Here is a 22,363-nt window from a genome sequence, read left to right on the forward strand (position 1 = left end):
GGACCGCGCCTCACGCCTCCCCAGCCTCGTCGGCGGCTCCCGGTGGTCGCTGCCGACTCCCTCGCGCGTGCTGGCTCGCGGCCTGTCGGCCGCTCGCAGGCACGCGCCACCGCGATGAGGTGGACGATCTTTGAACGTCCCTCACGTATTTACGGTGTCTGGGGAACAATCCGGTCCATGCCCTCGAAAATCAAAGACGCCGTGTTTAGTGAGCCCTCCGGGCGGGTCCAAGCGTTTGTCATGTTCGCCGGCTCGGTCACGATGGCGAGTATCTTCGTGTACTTCGGTATTCTGCGCGGTGTGCCCAGCGTCCATTCGCTCGTGATGGCGGTCGGATTCGCCCTGTCTGGGCTCGCCGAGTCCCTCCCGTCGGAGCGACGGCGACTGGCTGGCGGATTGCGTGTCACCGCAATCGCCTTGCTGGCCGGCCTACTCGTCCTCATAATATCCGTTCCCGACGCTTTTCTCGGGTAGCAGGCTCTGTTACAATCTACAGGAGGGGAGATACTCTGACTCAGTTGCGGACAATACAGGTGACTCACGGATCGCTCAATACAGGAGAACTGGCTCTGTTGAAATCCTCTTCTTCAGATATATTCTCGTCTGAAACAGCCGGTCGATGAGTTGCGAATTGATCGCTGAGAACCCTCCCAGTTTGAGACGAATCGCCTACGCACTCGCCGGAGCGCTGTCGGCATCGCCGTTATCGATGAGCGGGTAGTCGATGTGGACTTCGATGCGGTCGAATGGGACGACCGGTTGTATCGCGCCGCTCGGGCCGCCCTCTTCGAGCGTAAGGATACCCAGCACCTCCAGTTGCTTCAGGTCAGAGTGGACGTCGGATACGTCTCGCTCGACGAGCCGCGCCGCTTCGCGCATGCTTTCGGGAGCTTCCTCGGCGATCGCTCGGATGAGTTCGAGGCGGAGCGGGGTGAGGCTGTCGACGAAGTCGTCGTAGGTTCCGAACTGGAGCGTCGCCTTTCCGTCTTGGTCGTCGAGGTTGTCGTCCTCGATGTCCTGGACGAACTGGAGTGTATCCTGACGGAGCTGTTCTCGGTCGCCGACGGTGATGTGGAGTGTGGTCATGGTCGGGGTGGCGGTAGGTCGGGTGGTGTTCGATCAGTGTGGCCGGGGCGGGTCGCCGCCGACAGCGTCCCAGTACTCGTCCGCACTCGCCCAGAACTCGACGAGCAGCTCCTCCATCCCAGGGAACTCGACGCCGTCGAGATCACCAGCTGCGGTGTGATGCTCGTGCCCCTTCGTGTCCTCGTGGGAGTTGTCGTACCGAACGAGCGTGAGATCGTCGAGGGTGCCCAGATGGAGCGTGTACTTCCAGCCCGAGGGGTACGTCTCGGTGTCGTCAGTCGGTCGAAGCACGACGTTCTCGACGAGGCCGGCTTCGACGTGCGTGTACTGGAAGAACGGCTCTGAGGGCATCCCTTACGTGTTGGGATAGGCCCCAACGGCATAAGCGTTGGGCAGAAGTCCAACACCGAACAGAAACGCTGGGCTCTGAGGATTTCAACAAAGCCGGAGAACTACAGAGAGTTCCGTATAAGGGGAGAATATTTGTAACTGCTCTAAGGACAGATACAGCGCGCGTATTCGTCTGGATGGCCGACCGCGATTACCATTCAAATTCCCATGTCTTTTTGTTCATCTCTACATCCATGGGATTATGGCCCGTCTGACCCGCCGGAAGGCCCTCCAAACAGGCGGAAGCGCGATTCTAGCCGGCCTCCCCGGGTGTAGTGCCCTCAACCGTGACGCTTCCTCCACCCTCACGCTCGGCGAAATAGAAGTGTCGAACCTTGACTTTCAACCCCACACGGTGTCAGTAGCAGTACTTGATGACAAAGAGCCGGTGTTCTGGGCGGAAATGAATGCCTCGGCAGCTGAGCCGGAAGAAGACGATTCCTCAAGTGTGGCAACGGCTGGCGGCGGTTCATTTGAGGGCTTCCCAGCCGAGGTTGGGGAGTATCTGCTATACGCGTGGCGCGACAACCAACCGACCTCGGAGTGGGAGATGTTCGACTTCAGTGAGGTAGACACGTCATCTGTCGGACTCGACATCCATATTGGAGACACTCAAAATTCTCGCACCGGTGATGTGTCCATCTGGCATACGACGGATCCCAACGCCTGTGAGAACACAGACGATCGCAATTGATGGGTGAATCGGACCTGTTGAATCGAGACGATATGTGACTTACTCGCAACTCCCATCGAACGGCCGTTTCAGGCGAAAGCGTGGCCAAAGAATGGAGATACAACGGCCGAATATCGTCGATTTCGATCACAGTCAGTCGAACGGTATCACAGAGACGGTCGGCCCCCGCCCCCGGTAACACCCGTGTCCGCGCCGATTCAAGTCCCTCCGGCGCGTAACTGGTAGTATGACCGACGCATCCGACGCGACCGGAACCGAGCAGCACGACGGACCAACCCCCACCCCGGGAATCCACCACGTGACCTGCGTGGCCGGCGACCCGCAGCGGAACCTCGACTTCTGGGTGGAGACGCTCGGGCTCCGACTGGTGAAGCGGTCGATCAACCAGGACGACCCCGGGACGTACCACTTCTTCTACGGCGACGCCGACGGGACGCCGGGCACCAGCATGACGTTCTTCCCGTGGACGAACCTGCCGGACGGCGAGGTGGGCGCGGGACAGGTCTCCCGGACCGCCTTCCGCGTCCCCGAGGGGAGCCTCGACTACTGGGTGGACCGGTTCGACGAGCGCGGCGTCGACTACGACGCCCGCGAGGAGCGCTTCGGCGAGACGGTCCTCCCCTTCCGCGACCCCGACGGGCTCCCCCTCGAACTGGTCGAAGTCGAGGTCCCGGACGACGATCCGACGACCGCGTGGACCGCGTACGTCCCCGAGTCGGCCGCGATCCGCGGGTTCCACTCCGTGACGCTGTGGCTCGACGACGCCGAGCGAACCGAGCGCCTGCTCCGGACGATGGGGCTGACGGAGGGCGAGTCGGCGGCCGACGCCGCAACCGGAAACGACCGGACCCGCTTCGTCGCGGACGGGTCCGTGGGTAAGTACGTCGACGTCGTCGAGACGGACCGGCAGGGGCGTTCCGGCCGGGGAACGGTCCACCACGTCGCGTTCCAGACGCCGACCGACGCCGACCAGTCCGGGATGCGCGAGGCGGTCGCGTCCATGGGGCTGCGCCCGACCCAACAGATCGACCGCCACTGGTTCCGGTCGGTGTACTTCCGGGAGTTCGCGGGCGTGCTCTTTGAACTGGCCACGAGCGACCCCGGCTACGCGAGCGACGAGCCGGCGGACGCGCTCGGCGAGCGGCTGGTGTTGCCGGGGCAGTTCGGCGACCGCCGCGACGAGATCGAGGCCGGCCTCCCCGACGTGACGGTGCCGCGTCCGGAGGCGTCCGAGGGGTCGGGGTCGTCCGAGGAGTCCGGGGCGTCCGACGCGTCCGCCGAGGGCGACGACTGAGGACCGATCCTTCTAATCGGCCGCGACCGGATCTCCCTCCATGACAGAGGACCTCGGCACGCCCGTACTGGATAACCACCTCCACCTCGACCCCCGCCACGGCCGCGGGGTCGAGGCCGTCGAGGAGTTCGCCCGGCTCGGCGGCACCCACCTGCTCGTGGTGAACAAGCCCTCGTGGCTGCTCGGCGTCGAGCCGGACGACCCGGCGGACTTCCGCGCCGTCTTCGAGGAGACGCTTGAAACGGTCGCGGCCGCGACGGACGTCCTTCCGGGGCGCGCGTGGCCCGTCCTCGGCGTCCACCCCGGACTGATCAGCCGGCTCGTCGACGAGCGGGGCTTCTCGCCGGCCGAGGCCCGCGACCTCATGCGCGGCGGGCTGGCGGTCGCGAGCGAGTACGTCGCCGACGGCGACGCGCTCGCGCTGAAGTCCGGCCGCCCCCACTACGACGTGTCCGACGCGGTGTGGGAGGCGTCGAACGCGGTGACCCGGCGCGCGTTCGAACTGGGGGCCGAGGTCGACTGCGCGGTCCAGCTCCACACCGAGGCCACGGAGGACCTGACCGACCTCGCCGGGGTCGCCGAGGCGGTCGGGCTCGACCCCTCGAAGGTCGTCAAACACTACGCGGCCGGGGAGTTGGCGGGGGTCACGCCGAGCGTGATGAGCGACAAAGAGCGGTTAGAACGCGCCGCCGAGGCGGACGAGCCGTTCCTGATGGAGACCGACTTCATCGACGACCCCGACCGGCCCGGAATGGTGCTCGGACCGAAGACCGTCCCGCGCCGGGTGCGGTGGCTGCTGGAGGAGGGGTACGACGAGGCGGTCCGGCGCGCGCACGTCGAGACCCCCGCCGCGGTGTACGGGATCGACACCGAGGCGACCCTCGAAAGAGAGGCCTGAATCCGGGATTCACGCGGGTGAGACGCGGTCTCGGGCGGCGATCGATAGGAAAGGCATTTGAGTTGGCCGGGCGACGTACGGGACATGACCGACGACGACGCCGTTGAAACGTTCTATACCGACGAACGCTGGCAGAACTGGCTCGACAGGCTGGCGGAGGAGGAGCTGGATCCCGAAAACGAGGACTCCGCGCGGCTCCTCTTGAACCTCCAGGACGACGCGGCGATCGCGGTGGCGAAGGTGCTCGCCGCCTTCGACGACGACCGGATCGACGAGGAGCGCGCGGTCGAGGAGGTCCGCGACATCCGCGACATCGTCCTCGCCGACGTCGAGTTCGACGACGAGGACAAGGTGATGCTGATCGACGGCGTCCAGACCTCGCTCGTCCCCGTCTTCTACGCGGCCGAGGAGTACCTCGTCGGCGGCGTCGTCGAGGGCGACGTGAGCGAGTTCGTGCGCGCGGCCGCCGAGGCCGAGGAGGGCGACGACTTGGACGCCGCCTTGGGCTACGTCGTCCAGGCCGGGACGCGCGTCATCGACGGTGAGGCGCTCGACATCGAGCTCGTCGAGGACCTCGAATACGGGCTGGTCTCCGAGTGGGTCAACGGGCTCGACTCGCTCCAGTCGGCGATCGAGGACCCCGAAGTCGTCGAGGAAGAGGACTGACGCCGGCGGTCGAGCGGCGTTCGTCGCGGCCGACCCGTTCGAGCGAACGGTTTTGAACGCTCGCGTTCACGACTCCGCATGGCCCTCCCCACCGCCGAACTGGCGATCGGGCTGCTCGTCGTCTGGACGGCGACCGCGTTCGTTCCGTTCGTGCCGAGCGGCGTCCTCGCGGCGCTGACCGTCGTCGGCTACGCGTACACCACCGGCTTCGCCGAGCCGGGCCTCCCCGTGCTGATCGCGCTCGTGCTCGTCTCGCTTCTGGCCTCCGCCGTGGACCTGCTGTCGGGGATGGTCTCCGGGCGGCTCGGCGGCGCGTCGACCCGGACCGTCGTCGTCGGCACGCTGGTCGGCGTCGTGTTGCTGGTTCCGCTCGGCCCGATCGGGCTCGTCGTCGGGCTGTGCGGCACCGTCTTCCTCGCCGCCCTGTACGAGAACGGCGACGAACCCCGCGCCGCCGCCCGACAGGCGGCGTACGCGGCCGTCGGCGTCCTCGCGAGCGCGTTCGTTCAGGCGATCCTGCTCGGCGGCGTCGCGGTCGCGTTCGCGCTCTCGGTCCTCTGACCGAAGGCCCGAACCGGGAACTCCGAACCAGAAGGCCCGGACCTCACGCCGCGACGGAGAAGAGGACGAGGTTGTGGACCGCCGGCCCGAGCCCCATCGCCGCGACGAAGCCGAGGAGGAGGAACCCCTCTCCGGGGGTCTCGCGGACGTACGCCGCGAAGAGCCAGACGACGGCGGTCGCGACCGCGAGCTTCACGAGGAGGAACAGCCACCCCTCGCCCAGCACCGGGACCGGCGGGAGCCCGCCGACTTCCAGGAGGAGCCGCGAGAGGGGGGTGCGCTCGCCGAAGCCGAGTTGGACGGTCCCCACCGCGGTGGAGACCCCGTCGAGCGCGTGGCCGAACACCGCGAGCGCGCCGACGCCGCCGGTGACCGCGGCCTCGGGCCGGAACCGCGTCAGGCCGACCCACGCCGCGCCGGCGACCGGGACGGTGATGGCGAGCGCGACCGCCGACCAGCGCGCCCCCTCGGGGGAGAGCCCGGTGCCGGCCGCGACCGCGACGACGGGGACGACGAGGAGCGCGCCGGCGGCCGCGAGCGTCGCCGCGACGCGGTCCGGGCGGGCGGCGTCGACCGCGAGCCACGCCGCGCCGGCGGCCGCGCCCACGGTCAGGTAGACCGTCGGCGAGCCGGCGAAGGGGGCGACGAGCGGCGGGAGCGCGTCGACGACGTAGAGGACGTGTGCCGCCGAGCCGAGCGCCATCCACGGGGCGAGCGCGAGGACGCGGCGGCCGGTGACCTCGGGTCGGCGGCGGCGGAGCGCGGCGGCGACGCCGCCGGCCGCGAGCAGGACGACGAGGAGGTGCGGCAGGGGCGGGAGCGTCGTCCCCGCGGGGAGGAGGCCGCCGACCATCAGACGGACAGCACGGGCTGGCTCGCGTACAGCAGGACGTACTCCGCGGCCTTCCCGAGTACCTCACCGGGGTCGCCGGAGACCGGCTCGCGCGGGACGACGATGAAGTCGGACTCCAGTTCCTCGGCGGTGTCGAGGACGACGCTGCCGGGGTGGACGGTCTTCACCGAGGTGGAGAAGCCGTTCGCGATGGAGTTGCTGTGAGGGACGCCGGCGGCGTCCGCGCGGCGCGCGACCGAGTCGGTGAACGCCTCGGAGTCGTCGGCCACCTCGCTCTCGTCGACCACGCCGTGGTCGATGGCGCGGACCACGTCCTCGTCGAGCACGTACAGCGCGTGGACGCTCGCCCCGTACTCGCTCGCGAGCGCGATGGCGTAATCGACCGCCTCGTGTGACTCCTCGCTGCCGTCGACGGGCACGAGGACGAGGTCGATGTCGAGATCGGTCATACCCGACCCGTCGGCGGGGGAGGGCAAAAAGCCCGCCCCATGCGGTCGGCTCCGCCCGTCGCGGACCGGTCGGTGCGCCGACCGCGCGTCAGTATCCGGTGAGTTCGCGCTGTCCCGCCTCGCTCCGCTCCGCGGGCGGGACGTTGGTCGCGACGATCTCGTCGACCGCGTCGCGGCCGTCGGCGTCGCTGTTGATCGAGCGGGTCGCGTCCTCGCGGTCGACGCGGAAGCCGGCGTCGGCGTACGCGTCGTACATCACGCCGCTGTTCGAGAGCACGACCCAGACGCCGGCGTCGTCGAGGTCGCCCGCGACCTCTAGCAGCCGGCGCTGGTCCTCGCGGTCGAACCCCGAGGCGCTGTACTCGTTGAAGTCCGCGGTCGCGCTCATCGGCTCGTACGGGGGATCGAAGTAGACCAGATCCCTCGGTTCGGCGGCGTCGAGGACGTACGCGAAGTCGTCGTTGCGGATCTCGGCGTCGGCGAGCAGGTCGCTCGCGCGACGGACCCGGTCGCGCTGGACCCAGTCCGGGTCGGCGTAGCGGCCGATCGGGACGTTGAACCCCCCGTCGGCGTTCTCGCGGTACAGGCCGTTGTAGCAGGTGCGGTTGAGGTACAGGAGGAGCGCCGCCTCCGTCAGCGGGTCGAACTCTCCCTCGTACGGGCGGCGGTTGAACCGCGCGCGCTGCTGGTAGTAGTAGGCGTCCACCTCCCGGCCGCGGGCGGTCTCGTCGGCGTACGGGAGGTCCGGGTCCGGGTCGCTCTCGGGGTCGTCGAACGCCGCGAGCCGCGCGATCAGCTCCTCGGGGCGGTCGCGGACCTGCTCGTAGAAGTTCACGAGCCGCGGGTTCGCGTCGTTAATCGTCGCGCGGGCGGGCTCCAGGTCGAAGAAGACGGCACCGCCGCCGACGAACGGCTCGTGGTACCGGCCGAAGGAGGACGGGAAGCGGGCGTACAGCTCGTCGAGCAGCTGGCGCTTCCCGCCGGCCCACTTCAGGATCGGCTCGGCCATCGCTGTCGGGTGTCGCCCGCGCCCGGGGATAAACGTCTCGGGCCGCGTCCGCGTCCTACCGGAGCGGTCAGTCGTCGGAGGACGTCGACTCCGGCAGCGGGAGGTCGCCGACGTGCTCGGCGGCCTCCTCGAAGTTCGGTCCGGGCTCGATGGTCCCGGCCTCGCGGTCCCACTCGATGTAGCCCGCCTCCTCTAAGGCCGGGAGGTGCGTCTCGCGGAGTTCAGCCGCGATCTCGTCGGCCCGCCCGCGAACGCGCAAATCCGCGATCGTCTCGACGGTGCCGTCCGCGAGGCCGGCGACCGCGCGCCTGCGCTCCGACGCCGTGAGGACGACCGCTGGATCGGTGGTGGGAGTGTCGAGTGTCATCGTGTGGCTGTCCGTATCTACGAGAGGCATCGGATCGAAATAAAAGCACCGCCGAACGCGGAACGGGACCGCGGCCGTCGGAGACCGACCGCGGGGTCGACGACGGGACCGCGAGCGCCCAGTCCGTCCGTCGAAATCCCCCGATCACGGCACCGATCGAGACCGCAGCTTGCCGGAAGTCACAAATTTGCGAGAAGTATACCAATGCGTACCATGGTACACCTTACACCGCATGAACAACCGTTTTAGAACCTCTGATGGGAAGTGGTGTGGTACCACTTCTCAAAACCTATTTGGGAAGTGAAAGGTTTTAGTCGCCGGAGGACCTACAGTGAGATATGTACCAAGGCTCTATCACCTCGGCGGAGCAGCACCGGACCGCCGGATCCGAATCGCCGCCCGCCGGACGCTCCCCGCTGGGGACGCTCGCGTACTTAGCGCTCGTCGTCGTCCCGTTCGTCGCGCTCGCGTACCCGGTCGCCACCGTCGCGCTGCTGACCGGCACCGTCGCGCTCGCCGTCCTCTCGCGGTCCGTCCTGCGGACCCTGCGACGACGCAGCGGCCGCGTCCAGACGCTCACGCTGCCCGGGCTGGGCACCGTCGAGTACCGCATCACGACGAACTGACCGCGCGACCGTCCGGTCTCCGACCGAGCCGTCGCCGCACCGCTTTCAAAAGCACCCCTTCTCCGACCGCGACGCGGGTGACCGTGTCGCGGTCGGTCGTTTTCAGATCCCGTACGCGACGCGTTCGCCGACGTCGAGTCCGTTCGCGAGCGCGGCGTGGAGGCGACCCTCGCCCGCGACCCAGTCGCCGAGGAGGTACAGCCCCGCGTCCCGCGCCGAGTCGATCGGCCCGGCGTCGACGCCGCCCTCGGGGAGCGCGTATCGCCACCCCTGGTGGTCGGTCCACGCGGGGTCGGCGAGCCGCTCGTCGTCGAGGATGTCCGCGGTGTGTTCCGCTAGCGCGGCGACGTTCTCGGCGGGGTCGTCGTCGTAGTGCGCCGCCGACCACGCGTCGCTCGCTTGGACGATCAGGAGCGTCTCCCCGTCGGGGACGTGGCCGGCCTTACACTCCTCGCGGGAGATCCAGCCGACCGCGTGCTCCTTGTCCGTGTTGACGAGCGCGTAGTAGGGGACGTCGAGCGCGAACGGGTAGTGTAACACCGCGGTCCAGACGCTCCCGTACTCGACCGCGCCGACCGCCTCGACGAGCGTCTCCCGGAGCGGGTCGTCCCACTCTGCCGTCCGGAGCAGGTCGGCGGTCTGCGGGGCCGGCGGGTTCATGAGGAGGGCGTCGAACGGGCCGTGCGTCGCCCCGTCGGCGTCGTCGAGTTCCCAGCGGCCGTCCTCGGCCGCGTCGTCGCCGTCGGTCGCTCCCGTCCCGTCCACCCGGCGGACCGTCTCGACGCGGGTCCGGCGGTGGACCGTCGCGTCGGTGCGGCCGAACAGCCGCTTCGCGATCTGCGTGAGCCCCCGCCGGTAGCTCCACTTGTGCTCGTCGGCGTCGCGTCCCGGCGATACTGCCCCGTCGGCGTCGAAGGTGTACACCGGCTCGCTCGCGTCCACGAGCCCCTCGTCGTCGAGCGTCTCCGTGATCAGTTCGACGACGCGGTCGTCGTCGCTCTTCAGGTAGTTCGCCCCGTAGTCGTACGTGAGGTCCTCGTGGCGGCGGGTCGCCGCGCGCCCGCACAGCCCCCCGGACTTCTCTACGACGGTCACGTCCGCGTCGGGCACGGTCCGGTCGATGACGAACGCCGCCGCGGCCGCCCCGGCACCCGCGCCGACGATGCCTACGTCAGTCACACCGATCGTTGGGGCCGTGATCACTTAACCGGTCGCGTGCGGCGCGGACGCCCGCTCGGGACGGAACGAAAGGAGGAGAGGAGTCGGGGAGTGATCGCCTCGGTCAGTCGTCGTCGGGGCCGAGGACGAGCACCGGTGCGTCGGCACCGCGCTGGAGCCGCCCCGGAAGCGGATCCGGGTGGATGAGGCGGTCGAGACCCGTCCGGCGGGCCGAACCGACCACGATCAGGTCGGCGTCGTGCGCCGCCGCGAAGTCGACCGCCTCCTCGTGGGTCGCCCCGTAGCGGAACCACTTCTCCACGTCGACGCCGGCGGCCGCGCCCCGCGCCTCGACGGACTCGACGAGGTCCTCCCCGGTCCGCTCGCGCCGCTCGACGATCACGTCCCAGTCGGTCGCCGTGTCGACGACGTACAGCGCGTCGACCGCCGCGCCGTGGGTCGCCGCGAGCTCGACGCCGGTCGCCGCGGCGGCGCGGCCCGCGGGACCGTCGTCGGTGACGACCAGCACGCGGTCGAAGACGGAGCCGTCGACGCCCGTCGGGTTCGAGCCGGCCGCCGCCGGGCTCCGGGCGTCGGCCCGCCTCGCGGCGGCGACACTTGACGCGTTCGGGGCCTCATTCGTCGGGTCGGTCGGGTCGGCGTCGGCGGACATGGCGTGTGGACGGCGCGTCTCGACGGATCGAGCGCGCCTCGTTCGGTTCCGTGTACGGTCGGTGACCATTTAACGATTTTCGACAGGATAGACGATTATCATCATTTACCGCAATCCACCCACACAAACGAGGATCTCTCGGGAAGAAAGCCACACGATCATGCGTGTGAACATCCGGCAAACGAAACGCGGGAGAACGAGGCGAGCGGGACGCGGGACTACCGGCCCCCGCCGAGACGCGCGGACCCGGAGCGGCCGCTCCGGGTCCCGAACGTTCTCCCACTCGAAACCGGAATGACGTCCGGAATCGACCGGCACGCTCCGTTTCCTAATACGCCCTTCCAGAAGAACACCACATCGTCACACGACCATTGTGTATTATGGGTGACTTTTTGTTATTTGTCCCGAATCGGTTCGCCGTCGATGTTAGAAGTGATAATCTGCGGGAGCGGAACTGATCGAACAGGTTCAGACACACGCACGGACTGGACGAACTCGCAGTCTCAGGGGGTCGCCCCGACCGGAACGGGGGGTGTACGCGTTGCTGCCAGTTAGCCCGCTGTACGCGGGGCTCGCGCTGGTTCCGCTCGCGCTGCTCCTGTTCACGCTCGTGGTGTTGCGGTGGCGCGCCCACGAGGCGGCGTCGGTCGGGATGTTCGCCGCGGCCGCGGTCGCGCTGGCCGCGTACGGGCTGTCCCCGGAGGCGCTGTCGGTCGCGAGCGGGAAGGGCGTCTGGGACGCGGTGTTCGTGCTGTACGTCATCGTCCCCGCGCTCGTCTTCTACCACGTGATCGAGCGGGCCGACGGCTTCGAGGCGCTGCGGACGCGGATCACGGCGTTCACCGAGAACGAGCTGTTCCTGGTTCTGGCGTTCGGCTGGGTGTTCGTCTCGTTCATACAGTCGATCTCCGGGTTCGGAACCCCGATCGTCGTGGTCGCGCCGCTGCTGCTCGCGCTCGGCGTGAAGCCCGTGTACTCGGTCGCGATCCCGCTCGTCGGACACGCGTGGGCCAACACGTTCGGCACGCTCGGCGTCGCGTGGCTCGCGCTGGTCCAAGTGGTGGAGATGTAAAGCGTCGCGGCGACCGCGCTGGCGCTCGGCGTCCTGCTGTGGATCCCGAACCTCGTCGGCGGGCTCTCGATCGCGTGGCTCTACGGCCGCTGGGAGGCCGTCCGCTACGCGTTCCCCATGGTCGCCGTCGTCTCGCTGATCCACGGCGGGGGGCAACTGGCCGCGGTGACGGTGATCCCGCCGGAGTTCGCGAACTTCTTCGCGGCGTCGGTCGGGCTGCTCGCGCTCGCGCCGCTGGCGGCGTGGAGCCGCTACGCGACGCCGACGGACGCCATCGAGCGCCGGCCGGTGATGGCGGAGTCGATCGCCGCGTCGGACGGCGAGGGGAGCTCCCCGACCGCCGTCGCGGACGGCGGGACCGCGACGGCCGCGGACACGGTGGACCCGGCCGACGACGGGCTGATGAGCCTCCCGATGGCCGCGCTGCCGTTCGTCGCGCTCGCGGGCGCGGCGTTCGTCACCGCGGTCGTGACGCCGCTCTCGGACGCGCTCGGGTCGCTCCGGGTGGGCCTCTCGTTCCCCGAGATCGCGACGTCGTTCGGCGTCGTCACCGAGGCGACCGCCCCGTACTCCCCGTTCTCGCCGCTGACGCACCCGGGGACGTTCCTGCTCCTCAGCGCGGTCGTCGCCTTCGTCGCCTACCGCCGTGAGGGGCACTACGAGGCGGCCACCGCCCGGGCCGACGAGCCGCGGGACGCGTTCTCGCGCACCGTCCTCGCGACCGCGATCCCGGCGTCGATCGCGGTCGTCTCCTTCCTCGTCATGGCGAAGGTGATGGACCACAGCGGGCAGGTGCTCGTGCTCGCGGAGAGCGCCGCGAGCGTCGCGACGCCGTCGACGTACGGCTTCTTCTCGCCGCTCATCGGGTCGCTGGGCGCGTTCATGACCTCCAGCAACACGGCGTCGAACATCCTGTTCGGCGGGCTCCAGCAGCAGACCGCCGCGCACCTCGGCGGGCTCTCCGAGCCGCTGATCCTCGCCGGCCAGAGCGCGGGCGGGGCGATCGGCAACGCGATCTCGCCCGGGAACGTCATCCTCGGGACGACGGCGGCCGGCATCGTCGGCCGGGAGGGCGACGTGCTCCGGGTGACCATCCCGTGGGTCGCGCTCGTCGGGGCGCTCGTCGGGATCGCCATCGTCGCGCTGAACGCCGCCGGACTGCTGGGGGTGGCCTGAGATGGACGTGCTGAGTCGGTACACGCTCGCGTTCGCGCTCATGGCGCTGTCGCTGCCGGCCATCAGTTACGGCGCTTCGGCGGGGGTCGCGGTCGCGTGGGGCGTCGGCCTCGCGATGCTGTTCGTCGGGGGGCTCGTCCCGCCGGCGGTGCGGTTCGCGGCCGCCGACCCGGACGCGATCTGAGTCGGGGCTCCCCTCCGCGGGATCACGTGCGACCCCTCGCGGGACTCCCTCCGGCGAACGACGACGGACGGTCCGGAGTCGGTCGCACCGACCGGGAGCAAGAACGACCGCAACGACGCGTTTTAATCGGTGAGTGCGATGAGTATCGGACGAGCCGCCGCGACGACCGACGACGGACCAGACGCCATGACACGGACTAACACCACGGACGCGACGGACGGGGACCGACGACGATGAGTGATTCCGGGGAATCGAGCGCGGATTCGGAGTCGGACGCCGGCGGATCGGCCGGAGATCCGGAGTCCGATCCCGGGGGCTCGCCGTCGCAGGGCAGCGTCGACTACGCCGGGCGCGCCGCCGACGTCCTCGGCTTCTCGCGGTGGTGGCAGATCGCCGCCGCGGCCGGGATGATGGCCGCGGTGAGCCCCTACCAGTACGTCTGGTCGTCGATCGAGCAGCCGCTCGCGAACAGCCTCGACATCGCGCTGCCGGCGCTGGGCGCGGTGTTCTCCTTCTACGTCGTGTTCCAGTCGCTCTCGCAGTTCCCGGCCGGGAAGTGGCGCGACAGCCGGGGGCCGGGGGCGATCACGTTCCTCGCCGCGCTGCTGGCCGGCGGCGGGTACATCGGGCTGGCGTACGCGACGAGCCTCTGGCAGCTGTACCTGCTGTACTCGCTGGGCGCGGTCGGCGTCGGCATCGTCTACACCGTCGCGGTCAACACCGCGGTCAAGTGGTTCCCCGACCGGACGGGACTGACGACCGGCGTCGGGACGATGGCGTTCGCCGCCGGGAGCGCGCTGGTCGTCCCGTACGTCCGCGCGAACGCGACCGTGGCGGCGTACGGCGACGTGCTCCGCAACATCGGGATCGGAATCCTGGTCGTGACGCTCGTCGGTTCGTTCCTCCTCCGGGACCCGCCGAAGGACTGGCTGGACCGCCACGGGAACGCGGAGGACGGCGAGAACGGTGAGGACGGCGGGGGCGACGAGGGGCTCGCCGCCTCGCTCCGCGGCCGCAACTACACCTCGCGCGAGATGCTCTCGACGTGGCAGTTCTGGCTGCTGTACGCGATGTTCATCGCGATGGCGAGCGCGGACCTCCTCGTCATCGCGAACGTGGTCCGGTTCGCGGAGAACTTCGGGCTGGCGGCGCTCGTCGCGACGCTCTCCGCGACGCTGTTGCCGGTCGCCGCGGGCGTCTCGCGGCTGATCCTCGGCGAGGCGATCGACCGGTTCGACCGCAAGCGCGTGATGGCCGGGTCGTTCATCCTCGCCGGCCTCTTCCGGGTCGGGCTGGTGGGAGCCGGTCGGACGGGCAGCGGGGCCGTCTTCGTCGCGTTCGTCCTCGGCGCGATGTTCTTCTCGTCGCCGCTTTTCGTCTACTTCCCGTCGCTGCTCACCGACTACTACGGCGCGGCCAACTCCTCGGGCAACTACGCCGTGCTGTACACCGCGAAGGTCGGCGGCGGCGTCTTCGCCGGCACCGTCGCCGGCTACCTCGTCGCGACGTTCGGCTGGACCCCCACGTTCGTCCTCGGCGGCGGTCTCGCGATCGCCGCGGGGCTGGCGGTGTTCGTCCTCCGACCGCCGAGCGGCTCCGGGCTGGAGTCGGCCGAGCCGGCGGCCGCGGACTGAGCGGGACGCCGAGCGGGTCGCGCCCCGCGCTTTCTCGCCTCTCCCCTTCCCACCCTTCCTCTCCGTCACGACCCCGAGCGCGCCGCTCGACGGGCGGCGAGCGACCAGAGTCCGAGCGCGACGCCGCCGACGGTGAGGACGCGGTTGACCCCCGTCGAGGTGAGTCCGAACGGCGTGAACGCGGGGGCCTGCGAGGCGTGGAGGAGGAGTCCGGCCGCGACCGCGACGGCGACCGACCGGGGGCGCGGGACCCGCGAGTCGGTGTCCGCGTCTCGGCCCGCCGGCGTGAGGACGCGGTCGCCGGAGGCGACGAGGACGTGTCCGGCACCGAACACGGCCCCGAGCGCGACCGAGCCGGCGAGGTCGCCGGCGACGCTCGCGTCGAACGCGCGGTACCAGAGGACGTGCGTGAGCCGCGCCGCCGCCCCGAGGAGCGCGACGAGCGCGAGGTCGACGACGGCGGCTCCGATCCGGCGCGGCGTCACGGGGCGGCTCCGGTCGTCACCGGAGCGACCCCACCACGGCGTAAAAGGGGTCCTCGCCCGGGCGCTCGGCGATCCGGTCCGAGAGCGTGAACCCGCCGGCGTCGAGGTAGCGCTCGACGAGGTCGGCCCGCTCGGCCATCGAGGCGGCCCGCCACGCGCGGACGGCCTTCGTCGGGAACATCCGGTTCGAGAAGCTCACGACGACCGTCCCCCCGGGCGCGAGGACGCGCGCGAACTCCGCGAACGTCGGGCCGGGGTACTGGAGGTACTGGACCGACAGCGCGCAGCAGACGACGTCGAAGGCGTCGTCGGCGAACGGGAGCGACCGCTCGGCGTTGAGGTCGCGAACGACGAACTCGTCGAGCCGGTCGTTGGCGGCCAGTTCCGCCTCGTTGAGGCCGTGGCCGACGACCCGGTCGTACTCGACCGCCGGCAGGTGCGACACCCAACTGCTCATCGCGTCGAGGACGCGGTCCCCGGGCTCGGTCACGGACGCGTACAGGGCCGTCAGCCGCTCTAGGAAGGCGTCGTCCGCGTGGGTGACGTACCGCGGCTCGTCGTAGAACGTCCCGTCCGGGCGGTCGTCGCGCTTCCGGCGGTCGCGGTCCGAGAGAACGGTCGTCACGATATCGGAAGGTGGGGCTCCGGAGTCAAGAGACCGTCGCCGTCAGCGGCGAGAGCGCGGCTCGCGGGCGCTCACCGCCACCGGACGGTTTTTTGCCGGCGGCGTTTTACCAGTTGGTAATGGAACCCACTACCGCTGACCGCGACCTCTTCCCGGCCCCCCGCTCGAAGGTCTTTCAGGACCAGGGGAAGTTCCGCACTCGGTTCAACTTCCCCGGGCGAAACCTCCCCGACCACGACGACCACGGCTACGGGCCGCTCTCGACGGTCGTCGAGTCGTTCATGGACCCGGGCACGCTGATCCGGATGCACCAGCACCGCGACGAGGAGATCGTCTCGTGGGTCCCGGCGGGCGTGATGCGCCACGACGACCGCGAGGGGAACGAACTCGTCACCGACCCGGAACACCTCCTCGTGATGAACGCTGGGGCGGGCTTCTGGCACGCGGAGGAGACGCTCGCGGACGACCCGCCGCTCCGCATGCTCCAGATATTCGTCCGGCCGCGGGAGTTCGGCTTAGAGCCCGGCATCCAGCACGGCCCGCTGCCCGACCCCGAGCCGAACGAGTGGCGGCGGGTGTTCGCGCCCGCCGGCTCCGACCACCCGTTCACCGTGCGCAACGCGGTCGACTGCTTCGACGCCCGCCTCGACGCGGACGCGAGCGCGATGCTGCCCGAGATCGAGGGCAGAGACGCCTACGTGTACGTCTTCGAGGGATCTGCCGGCGTCGGCGGCGACCCCGCGGCCGACGCGGACGAGTCGACCGAGGGCGTCGCGCTCGATAAGACGGAGAGCGTCGTCTGGACCGGCGGCGGCGCGCCGCCGACCGTGACCGCGGGCGAGGAGGGGGCGACCGTCGTGGCGTTCTTGATCGACCCTGACGCGCCCGTGACCCGGCAGGGAACTATCGGGCGGTAGTCCGTTCGACCGTCGATAAGCGGTGCGGTGGCGCGTGCCGGTGAGCGGCCGGTAGGCCGCGAACCGCACGCGCGAGGGAGTCGCTGGCGGTCGAGCGAAGCGATGACCGCCAGCGACGAGGCTGGGGAGGCGTGAGGTGCTGTGCGCGGTGGGAATCGAAGGGGCAGTCGCCGGCGCTACGCGCCGGCTGCCGGAGAATCTTCGATTCTCGCTGCCGGGAGGATGGCCCAGGGGACGTAAGTACCGCAAGGAGCGAGTGAAACGAGCGACTGAGGAGCGTGGTTCGAGAGAGCGAAGCTCTCTCGTCATCACGAGACGCCGAAGGCGTCTCGAACGACAGCGAGCGTGCGCCATCCTCCCGGCTGGGGCTTCGGTGGTCGTGTCGATCACTCGGGAATAACCGGAAGCATCATCGTATCTTCGCGCTCCCCGACGGGTACGGGCTCAATCGGCCGAAACAGCTTACTCGGAAGCGTCGGCACGGATCCCCGTGGACGAACCGAAGCCGGAAGGGAATTCAAGACCGAGCCCCGTCGATATCCTCTTTCCACTAGTGTTCTTCTTGCTGGCCGGCGGGGTGTTCTTCGGTGTGCTCGGCGCGGCGATCGGCGGAGCCCTCGGCGCGACCGTCGGCGGACTCGTCGGCAACAGCGACGGGCTGTAGGCACGACGCGACTTCGACAATCTCTCAGCGGCTGGCGATCCTACTGGAGCCAAATTGGATCTAGACAGGGCTTGTCAGTCGGGTTCGTCATTTCGACCACGCTATCTGAAGTGGGCGATATCGCCGGTGTATCGCCTGAGTAACTCAGAAGGGTTCACACAGCCCTGAGTACCGACCAGCTTTTAGCATACAGTCCGGATGAGAACTCCCTACAACCAAATAGTAACTTGCTGTCAGTTTCACTCCCGATTCCGGATGTCATAGATATAGTACAACACATTGTGTGATATTACTGCGTTCACCGTCACGTACAGCAGCGATCGTCGGCCGGTCATATATAAAACAACGAAGAAGATCGTCCAAATTGCTACAAGCAATGCGGCATACCGAAGTATACCATATGTGATGCTGTTCATATTTCTTTTTCAATGAGTAGTCGAGGTATGCTGAGATAGAACTCCTGTGAGATGTATTTTCACGCCTTATATAACAAACGTCACCATAGTATAAGCCGATATGATCTCGCTACCGACCGATCGCCCTTCGACCGGCCCGCCGAGTCGGAAAGCCTCAACACCCGGCCCGCCGAACCCGAAAGCGATATGCGCACCCCGCTCGCCGTCGTCGGCCTCCTCGGGCTCGGCGTCTGCCTGATGGCGAACCCGCTGTACCTCCCCGTCGCGATCGGCGAGCCGGACCCCGCGTACACCCACACCGTCCAGCCGGCGGGCGAGGGCTCCCCGGTCGGTCCCGAGTCGCCGGTCGATCCGGAGGCCGGGAACGACTCCGACGCTGTCGTCGCCTACGCCGATCTCGCGCCCGACGCGCGGGCGGCCTTCGACCGCGCCCACGACTCGCCCGAAGGCGGGTTCGGCGTCGAGGACCCCGACGAACGCGTCGACTCGCTGTCGTACCCGGCCGAACCGACGCCGGGCAACGGGTTGTTGATCGTCGAATACGATGGCGAGCGGTACGAGTTCTGGACCCGGACCGTCGAGCGCGAACCCGGGGCCGTGGTCGCCCAGCGGGCCCTGCTCCAGCCGGTGGCGTTCCTCGGCGGCTTCCTCGTGGTCCTCGCCGGCGTCGCGCTCGGGCTCGGCGAGAACTGACGAAACTGGAGACTACTGGGCCGGCGACCGCTCCACCCCGCCGACCCTTACCGAGAGGCGGTCGGCTCCGGCTGGCCGACGGGCTCCGGCTGGCCGACGGGCTCCGGCTGGCCGACGGGCGTCGGCGCGTCGCCGGCCTCGATCGCCCGCCGGGTCGACTCGCCGATCTCGACGAGGTGACACAGGGGGTTGCCGGGGTAGACGACCGGGTTCTCCAGCAGGCCGATCAACAGGCCGGTGAACGGGGCCTCGACCGCGACGGCGTCCTGCTTGAACGGGTTGGTGATCGTCGCGATCCGCTCGCCCTCGCGGACGAGCGACCCGCTCTCGAAGTGGGTGTCGACGATGCCGCCGGAGTCCGCGCGCAGCCACGTCTTCTCGCCCGCGCCGGCGACGATCGTCCGCCAGCCGGGCCAGCGGACGGTGTCGGTCTCCAGCAGGCCGTACTCGGCGAAGACGGAGCGGACCCCGGCGAGCGCGTCGTCGATCAGCGGGCGCTGGAACCGGTGGGCCTCGCCCATCTCGATCGTGATCGTGGGGATGCCGTCGTCGGTCGCCTCGCCGCGGAGGGTGCCGCCCGGCCCGTCGCTGTCTATCACCACCTTGGAGCCGAACGCCAGCGCGAGCCGGTGGACCGCCTCGTCGGTCATGTCCGCGCGGACGTGGAGCATGTTCGTCCGCCCGCGGGTGGAGGTGTGGAAATCGAGACCGAAATCGCAGGGCGCGATGAAGTTCTCGTAGATCCGGTGGGCCATGCGCTTCGAGCTCGTCGACCCCGGTTTCCCGGGGAACGACCGGTTCAGGTCGCGGTCGTACACGGGGAGGTAGCGCTGCTGCGCGAGGAAGCCGGGGACGTTGAGGACGGGGAGACAGACGAGGGTTCCGGCCAGCTCCGAGAGGTCCCACTCGTGGGCGACCTCGCGGACGACCTCGATGCCGTTGAGTTCGTCGCCGTGGGCGGCCGCGGTGAGGAAGACGGTCGGCCCGTCGCGCTCACCGTTGACGATGGTGACCGGGATCCGCACCGGGTCGCCGAGGTACGTCTCGCTGATGCCGTAGCGGATGTTCTGCGTCTCGCCGGGCGGCACCGCCCCGCCGTTGTACGTGAACGCCCGGTCGTCGCCCATGCCGGAGCGGAACACGGCGGCGGGTATATATATGGCGACCCGGCGGCGAGAGCCCCGGCGGACTCCGTGACCGGACCACTCCGTCGCTCGAACGCACCGATCGGTCGTATTTTTAGCGGTCCCCACGCAGGGACTCGTATGAGTTCGGACTCGGTACGGGTGGGAGTGCTGTCGCTACACAACAGCAAGGAGACGAAGGCGATCTGTAACGCGGTCGAGGACCTCGGCCACGAGCCGGTGTGGCTCCGCGAGGAGAACGCCGCCGTCAGCGTCGAGGACGGCGAGGTGTCCGTCGAGCCCGCGGTCGACGTGATCGCGAACCGCCTGCTCTTGTCCAACACCGACCAGCCCGCGGAGCTGCTGGGGCTGGCGACGACCTTCGAGCGCATCCGGCCGATGCTGAACGAGCCGGACGCGGTGCTGGCGTCGATCCACAAGTTCGCCACGGCCGCGACGCTCGCCGACTGGAACATCCGCGTGCCCGACGCGCTGTTGGCGCTCTCGAACGACCGCCTCAACGAGGGCCGCGAGCGCTTCGGCGACGTGGGCGTGTACAAGACCGCGATCGGGACTCACGGCGGCGGGACGTGGAAGGTCGATCTCACGGAGCGCGTGAACCCCAAGGTGGGGAACCGGCAGGCGTTCCTCCAGAAGCTCATCGAGCGCGACTCGGAGAAGCACCGCGACCTCCGCGTGTACGTCGTCGGCGACGAGATCGTCGGCTCGATGTACCGCTACGCGCCGGAGGGCGACTGGCGGACCAACGTCGCGCTCGGGGGCGCGGTCGAGGACGCCACGGACGACATGCCCGACGAGGCCGCGGACACCGCGCTCTACGCGGCCGAGGTGATGGACCTCGACTACGCCGGCGTCGACCTCGTCGAGGGGTACGACGGCTGGTACGTCCTCGAGGTGAACCCCACCGCCGGCTTCAAGGGGCTCTTCGAGGCGACCGGGACCAGCCCCGCCCCGTACATCGCGAAGCTCGCGATCGAGACCGTCGGCGGCGAGGTCGACGACGACGCGGTCGAGCGCGTCGCCGCCAGCCTCGACGACTCGCGGCCCTCCTGTGCGCCCGCCCCGAAGCCGACCCCCTCCGAGCAGCCCGACATCGGCTACATCGAGGAGGTCGTCGTCACCGGGACCTCCGGCTCCACGCAGGCGCTCGCGAAGTCGGACACGGGCGCGACCCGGACGAGCATCGACACCCAGCTCGCCGCCGAGATCGGTGCCGGTCCGATCAAGAGCATGACCCGCGTCAAGTCCGGCAGCGTGAAGGGCGGGAAGGCGCGTCCCGTCGTCGACCTGGTCATCGGCATCGGCGGCAACCAGCACACCGTCACCGCCAGCGTCGAGGACCGCGGCCACATGGAGTACCCGCTGCTGCTCGGCCGCGACATCCTCACCGACTACCGGGTCGACGTCCGGCGGCGCGCCGACACCGACGAGGCGGAACGCGGCGAGGCGGGGGAGATCCTAGAGGAGGAGTGACGGCCGCCGTCGAAGCGACTCCGACCGAACCGAACGCCCCCGTTTGACGAAGTTATAAGACCGAGGGAGTCAATGCCACGGCACATGGTGAAGAGCACGGTTCGGTTTCCGGAGCCGGTGGTCGAGGAGATCGAATCGCTGGTCGAGGAGGGGCAGTTCGAGAGCAAGTCGGAGTTCTACCGCTTCTCGGCCGACTACGTGCTCTCGCGGACCCTCGACGAGTACGAGCCGGAGACGATCGACTACGAGGCCATCGAGGCGGAGGTGATCCCGCAGACGGAGCGGGAACTGGGCGGCGACGGCGACGACGACGGCCCGCCGTTCTTCGACTCCGTCGCGTTCGTGCGGAAGCTCGCGCTCCGAGGGCGGTTCAGCGACGCCGAGGACTTCATCGACCACCAGTACGTCCCCGGCGACCGCCACGCCGTCCTCCTCGAAGAGGTCCTCCGGCTGTACCGCGCGGACGCGGCGGCCAAGGAGCAGTCGCCGACCCCCGAGCCCGACCCGGAGACGACGACCAGGAACCGCTGACGCGGTCACCGGATCAGGACTCGTACTCGGCCCAGACGTACCGCGTCCCGTAGCTCCGGTAGGGCCGCCACGACTCCGCGATGTCGCGCATCTCCGCCCGGCTCAGCTCCTCGCCGTCGTTGTACACCCGCTCGATCCCCTTCCGGACCGCGAGGTCGCCGAGGGGGAGCACGTCCTCGCGGCCGAGCGCAAAGATGAGGTACATCCGCGCGGTCCACTCGCCGACGCCGCGGATCTCCGTCAGCCGGTCGACGACCGTCGCGTCGCTCTCGCCCGCGAGTTCCTCCCGGGTGAACGCGCGCTCGTCGTCGCGGAAGGCGGCGGCGACGTTCCGGAGGTACTCGACTTTCGTCCCGCTGAGTCCCGCCTCGCGCAGGGCGGTCTCGTCGGCCGCGAGGACGCCCTCGGGCGTGGGCTCGCCGCCGAGGACGTCGACGAACCGCTCGCGGATGGCCGCCGCGGAGGCGGTCGAGAGCTGCTGGTTGACGATCGAGGTACAGAGCCGGGCAAACTCGTCGTCCGCGGGCGTCACGTCGAGGGGTCCGTGGCGGTCGACCAGCGCCGCCATCGTCGGGTCCTCTCGCAGGGTCGACAGCACCGGATCGTCGGCGTCGTCCATGTCCG

The 22,363-nt window shown here is 69.3% G+C and carries 26 protein-coding genes and 1 pseudogene; 15 read left to right on the top strand and 12 right to left on the bottom strand.

The window, feature by feature from the left end; all coding sequences use genetic code 11:
- Positions 1–177: 177 nt before the first annotated feature.
- A complete protein-coding gene (locus tag NAF06_RS09550; protein WP_008583926.1) occupies positions 178–474 on the top strand; it encodes a DUF8011 family protein in 297 nt (98 codons plus the stop codon).
- Between the two features lie 195 nt (positions 475–669).
- Here the strand turns inward: NAF06_RS09550 and NAF06_RS09555 are convergent, their stop codons facing one another.
- Both NAF06_RS09555 and NAF06_RS09560 read right to left on the bottom strand, forming a co-directional pair.
- Positions 670–1,086, bottom strand: coding sequence for an HVO_A0114 family putative DNA-binding protein (locus tag NAF06_RS09555; RefSeq protein WP_008583924.1), 417 nt, complete (start codon positions 1,084–1,086; stop codon positions 670–672).
- A gap of 33 nt (positions 1,087–1,119) precedes the next feature.
- A complete protein-coding gene (locus tag NAF06_RS09560) occupies positions 1,120–1,437 on the bottom strand; it encodes a toxin-antitoxin system TumE family protein (protein ID WP_008583921.1) in 318 nt (105 codons plus the stop codon).
- 241 nt (positions 1,438–1,678) lie between these two features.
- On the opposite strand from NAF06_RS09560, the gene NAF06_RS09565 reads away from it, so the two are divergent.
- From NAF06_RS09565 to NAF06_RS09585, 5 genes are all read left to right on the top strand, one after another.
- Complete coding sequence (locus NAF06_RS09565; RefSeq protein ID WP_152418739.1) at positions 1,679–2,170, top strand: hypothetical protein; 492 nt, start codon at positions 1,679–1,681, stop codon at positions 2,168–2,170.
- Between the two features lie 226 nt (positions 2,171–2,396).
- Positions 2,397–3,464: a VOC family protein gene (locus NAF06_RS09570; RefSeq protein ID WP_008583919.1), complete on the top strand. Its 1,068-nt coding sequence runs from the start codon at positions 2,397–2,399 to the stop codon at positions 3,462–3,464.
- Positions 3,465–3,504: 40 nt separating this feature from the next.
- Positions 3,505–4,362 (top strand): TatD family hydrolase, encoded by an 858-nt coding sequence (locus NAF06_RS09575; protein ID WP_008583917.1) that lies wholly within the window; start codon positions 3,505–3,507, stop codon positions 4,360–4,362.
- Between the two features lie 84 nt (positions 4,363–4,446).
- Positions 4,447–5,028 (top strand): DUF2150 family protein, encoded by a 582-nt coding sequence (locus NAF06_RS09580; protein ID WP_008583915.1) that lies wholly within the window; start codon positions 4,447–4,449, stop codon positions 5,026–5,028.
- A gap of 78 nt (positions 5,029–5,106) precedes the next feature.
- Positions 5,107–5,589 carry a DUF456 family protein gene (locus NAF06_RS09585; RefSeq protein WP_008583913.1) on the top strand — a complete coding sequence of 161 codons (483 nt, stop codon included), beginning with the start codon at positions 5,107–5,109 and terminating at the stop codon, positions 5,587–5,589.
- Between the two features lie 43 nt (positions 5,590–5,632).
- Here the strand turns inward: NAF06_RS09585 and NAF06_RS09590 are convergent, their stop codons facing one another.
- The 4 genes from NAF06_RS09590 to NAF06_RS09605 all read right to left on the bottom strand — a co-directional run bounded on the left by NAF06_RS09590 (position 5,633) and on the right by NAF06_RS09605 (position 8,267).
- Positions 5,633–6,442, bottom strand: a complete 810-nt coding sequence (locus NAF06_RS09590) for a DUF63 family protein (RefSeq protein WP_008583911.1) — start codon at positions 6,440–6,442, stop codon at positions 5,633–5,635.
- On the bottom strand, positions 6,442–6,891 hold the full coding sequence (locus NAF06_RS09595; RefSeq protein ID WP_008583909.1) for a universal stress protein: 450 nt from the start codon (positions 6,889–6,891) through the stop codon (positions 6,442–6,444). Before NAF06_RS09595 ends, NAF06_RS09590 begins: the two co-directional genes overlap by 1 nt.
- Positions 6,892–6,979: 88 nt before the next feature.
- Complete coding sequence (locus NAF06_RS09600; protein WP_008583907.1) at positions 6,980–7,900, bottom strand: DNA adenine methylase; 921 nt, start codon at positions 7,898–7,900, stop codon at positions 6,980–6,982.
- Positions 7,901–7,967: 67 nt separating this feature from the next.
- Complete coding sequence (locus tag NAF06_RS09605) at positions 7,968–8,267, bottom strand: hypothetical protein (protein WP_008583905.1); 300 nt, start codon at positions 8,265–8,267, stop codon at positions 7,968–7,970.
- Between the two features lie 338 nt (positions 8,268–8,605).
- Here NAF06_RS09605 and NAF06_RS09610 point away from each other — a divergent pair, with 338 nt between their 5' ends.
- Positions 8,606–8,893: a hypothetical protein gene (locus tag NAF06_RS09610; RefSeq protein ID WP_008583903.1), complete on the top strand. Its 288-nt coding sequence runs from the start codon at positions 8,606–8,608 to the stop codon at positions 8,891–8,893.
- A gap of 102 nt (positions 8,894–8,995) precedes the next feature.
- Here the strand turns inward: NAF06_RS09610 and NAF06_RS09615 are convergent, their stop codons facing one another.
- A complete protein-coding gene (locus tag NAF06_RS09615; RefSeq protein WP_008583901.1) occupies positions 8,996–10,072 on the bottom strand; it encodes an NAD(P)/FAD-dependent oxidoreductase in 1,077 nt (358 codons plus the stop codon).
- Positions 10,073–10,175: 103 nt separating this feature from the next.
- A complete protein-coding gene (locus NAF06_RS09620) occupies positions 10,176–10,724 on the bottom strand; it encodes a universal stress protein (RefSeq protein WP_008583898.1) in 549 nt (182 codons plus the stop codon).
- 613 nt (positions 10,725–11,337) lie between these two features.
- On the opposite strand from NAF06_RS09620, the pseudogene NAF06_RS09625 reads away from it, so the two are divergent.
- The 3 genes and pseudogenes from NAF06_RS09625 to NAF06_RS09635 all read left to right on the top strand — a co-directional run bounded on the left by NAF06_RS09625 (position 11,338) and on the right by NAF06_RS09635 (position 14,790).
- Positions 11,338–12,972: pseudogene (locus NAF06_RS09625) on the top strand (L-lactate permease).
- Between the two features lies 1 nt (position 12,973).
- Entirely contained in the window at positions 12,974–13,156 is a 183-nt protein-coding gene (locus NAF06_RS09630; protein WP_008583895.1) for a hypothetical protein, read from the top strand.
- Positions 13,157–13,389: 233 nt separating this feature from the next.
- Complete coding sequence (locus NAF06_RS09635; RefSeq protein ID WP_008583894.1) at positions 13,390–14,790, top strand: OFA family MFS transporter; 1,401 nt, start codon at positions 13,390–13,392, stop codon at positions 14,788–14,790.
- A gap of 65 nt (positions 14,791–14,855) precedes the next feature.
- On the opposite strand, the gene NAF06_RS09640 is transcribed toward NAF06_RS09635, so the two are convergent.
- Both NAF06_RS09640 and NAF06_RS09645 read right to left on the bottom strand, forming a co-directional pair.
- Positions 14,856–15,275, bottom strand: a complete 420-nt coding sequence (locus NAF06_RS09640; protein ID WP_008583892.1) for a hypothetical protein — start codon at positions 15,273–15,275, stop codon at positions 14,856–14,858.
- A 16-nt stretch (positions 15,276–15,291) separates the two neighbouring features.
- Positions 15,292–15,900: a class I SAM-dependent methyltransferase gene (locus NAF06_RS09645; RefSeq protein WP_008583889.1), complete on the bottom strand. Its 609-nt coding sequence runs from the start codon at positions 15,898–15,900 to the stop codon at positions 15,292–15,294.
- Between the two features lie 119 nt (positions 15,901–16,019).
- Here NAF06_RS09645 and NAF06_RS09650 point away from each other — a divergent pair, with 119 nt between their 5' ends.
- The 3 genes from NAF06_RS09650 (at position 16,020) to NAF06_RS09660 (ending at position 18,590) form a co-directional block, all read left to right on the top strand.
- A complete protein-coding gene (locus tag NAF06_RS09650; protein WP_008583887.1) occupies positions 16,020–16,817 on the top strand; it encodes a pirin family protein in 798 nt (265 codons plus the stop codon).
- Between the two features lie 490 nt (positions 16,818–17,307).
- Entirely contained in the window at positions 17,308–17,481 is a 174-nt protein-coding gene (locus tag NAF06_RS09655; protein WP_160162873.1) for a hypothetical protein, read from the top strand.
- Between the two features lie 602 nt (positions 17,482–18,083).
- Positions 18,084–18,590, top strand: coding sequence for a DUF7979 domain-containing protein (locus NAF06_RS09660; protein WP_008583885.1), 507 nt, complete (start codon positions 18,084–18,086; stop codon positions 18,588–18,590).
- 47 nt (positions 18,591–18,637) lie between these two features.
- Here NAF06_RS09660 and NAF06_RS09665 read toward each other — a convergent pair whose 3' ends face one another.
- A complete protein-coding gene (locus NAF06_RS09665) occupies positions 18,638–19,717 on the bottom strand; it encodes a succinylglutamate desuccinylase/aspartoacylase family protein (protein WP_008583882.1) in 1,080 nt (359 codons plus the stop codon).
- 138 nt (positions 19,718–19,855) lie between these two features.
- Here NAF06_RS09665 and NAF06_RS09670 point away from each other — a divergent pair, with 138 nt between their 5' ends.
- Positions 19,856–21,208, top strand: a complete 1,353-nt coding sequence (locus NAF06_RS09670; RefSeq protein WP_192813807.1) for a putative ATP-dependent zinc protease — start codon at positions 19,856–19,858, stop codon at positions 21,206–21,208.
- Between the two features lie 84 nt (positions 21,209–21,292).
- On the top strand, positions 21,293–21,739 hold the full coding sequence (locus NAF06_RS09675) for a ribbon-helix-helix domain-containing protein (RefSeq protein WP_008583879.1): 447 nt from the start codon (positions 21,293–21,295) through the stop codon (positions 21,737–21,739).
- Between the two features lie 13 nt (positions 21,740–21,752).
- Here the strand turns inward: NAF06_RS09675 and NAF06_RS09680 are convergent, their stop codons facing one another.
- Positions 21,753–22,358, bottom strand: coding sequence for a DNA-3-methyladenine glycosylase family protein (locus NAF06_RS09680; protein WP_008583877.1), 606 nt, complete (start codon positions 22,356–22,358; stop codon positions 21,753–21,755).
- Positions 22,359–22,363: the final 5 nt, after the last annotated feature.

It is taken from the genome of Halorubrum hochsteinianum (assembly GCF_023702125.1).
GTDB classification, from domain to species: Archaea; Halobacteriota; Halobacteria; order Halobacteriales; family Haloferacaceae; genus Halorubrum; species Halorubrum hochsteinianum.

Excerpts from the sequence above, each read along its gene's own strand:
- NAF06_RS09565 (WP_152418739.1), top strand. The coding sequence starts at position 1,679 with ATGGCCCGTCTGACCCGCCGGAAGGCCCTCCAAACAGGCGGAAGCGCG.
- NAF06_RS09680 (WP_008583877.1), bottom strand. The coding sequence starts at position 22,358 with ATGGACGACGCCGACGATCCGGTGCTGTCGACCCTGCGAGAGGACCCG.
- NAF06_RS09675 (WP_008583879.1), top strand. The coding sequence starts at position 21,293 with ATGGTGAAGAGCACGGTTCGGTTTCCGGAGCCGGTGGTCGAGGAGATC.
- NAF06_RS09630 (WP_008583895.1), top strand. The coding sequence starts at position 12,974 with ATGGACGTGCTGAGTCGGTACACGCTCGCGTTCGCGCTCATGGCGCTG.
- NAF06_RS09555 (WP_008583924.1), bottom strand. The coding sequence starts at position 1,086 with ATGACCACACTCCACATCACCGTCGGCGACCGAGAACAGCTCCGTCAG.
- NAF06_RS09560 (WP_008583921.1), bottom strand. The coding sequence starts at position 1,437 with ATGCCCTCAGAGCCGTTCTTCCAGTACACGCACGTCGAAGCCGGCCTC.
- NAF06_RS09650 (WP_008583887.1), top strand. The coding sequence starts at position 16,020 with ATGGAACCCACTACCGCTGACCGCGACCTCTTCCCGGCCCCCCGCTCG.
- NAF06_RS09610 (WP_008583903.1), top strand. The coding sequence starts at position 8,606 with ATGTACCAAGGCTCTATCACCTCGGCGGAGCAGCACCGGACCGCCGGA.
- NAF06_RS09635 (WP_008583894.1), top strand. The coding sequence starts at position 13,390 with ATGAGTGATTCCGGGGAATCGAGCGCGGATTCGGAGTCGGACGCCGGC.
- NAF06_RS09605 (WP_008583905.1), bottom strand. The coding sequence starts at position 8,267 with ATGACACTCGACACTCCCACCACCGATCCAGCGGTCGTCCTCACGGCG.
- NAF06_RS09660 (WP_008583885.1), top strand. The coding sequence starts at position 18,084 with ATGCGCACCCCGCTCGCCGTCGTCGGCCTCCTCGGGCTCGGCGTCTGC.
- NAF06_RS09595 (WP_008583909.1), bottom strand. The coding sequence starts at position 6,891 with ATGACCGATCTCGACATCGACCTCGTCCTCGTGCCCGTCGACGGCAGC.
- NAF06_RS09620 (WP_008583898.1), bottom strand. The coding sequence starts at position 10,724 with ATGTCCGCCGACGCCGACCCGACCGACCCGACGAATGAGGCCCCGAAC.
- NAF06_RS09575 (WP_008583917.1), top strand. The coding sequence starts at position 3,505 with ATGACAGAGGACCTCGGCACGCCCGTACTGGATAACCACCTCCACCTC.
- NAF06_RS09550 (WP_008583926.1), top strand. The coding sequence starts at position 178 with ATGCCCTCGAAAATCAAAGACGCCGTGTTTAGTGAGCCCTCCGGGCGG.
- NAF06_RS09600 (WP_008583907.1), bottom strand. The coding sequence starts at position 7,900 with ATGGCCGAGCCGATCCTGAAGTGGGCCGGCGGGAAGCGCCAGCTGCTC.
- NAF06_RS09670 (WP_192813807.1), top strand. The coding sequence starts at position 19,856 with ATGAGTTCGGACTCGGTACGGGTGGGAGTGCTGTCGCTACACAACAGC.
- NAF06_RS09580 (WP_008583915.1), top strand. The coding sequence starts at position 4,447 with ATGACCGACGACGACGCCGTTGAAACGTTCTATACCGACGAACGCTGG.
- NAF06_RS09590 (WP_008583911.1), bottom strand. The coding sequence starts at position 6,442 with ATGGTCGGCGGCCTCCTCCCCGCGGGGACGACGCTCCCGCCCCTGCCG.
- NAF06_RS09585 (WP_008583913.1), top strand. The coding sequence starts at position 5,107 with ATGGCCCTCCCCACCGCCGAACTGGCGATCGGGCTGCTCGTCGTCTGG.
- NAF06_RS09570 (WP_008583919.1), top strand. The coding sequence starts at position 2,397 with ATGACCGACGCATCCGACGCGACCGGAACCGAGCAGCACGACGGACCA.
- NAF06_RS09665 (WP_008583882.1), bottom strand. The coding sequence starts at position 19,717 with ATGGGCGACGACCGGGCGTTCACGTACAACGGCGGGGCGGTGCCGCCC.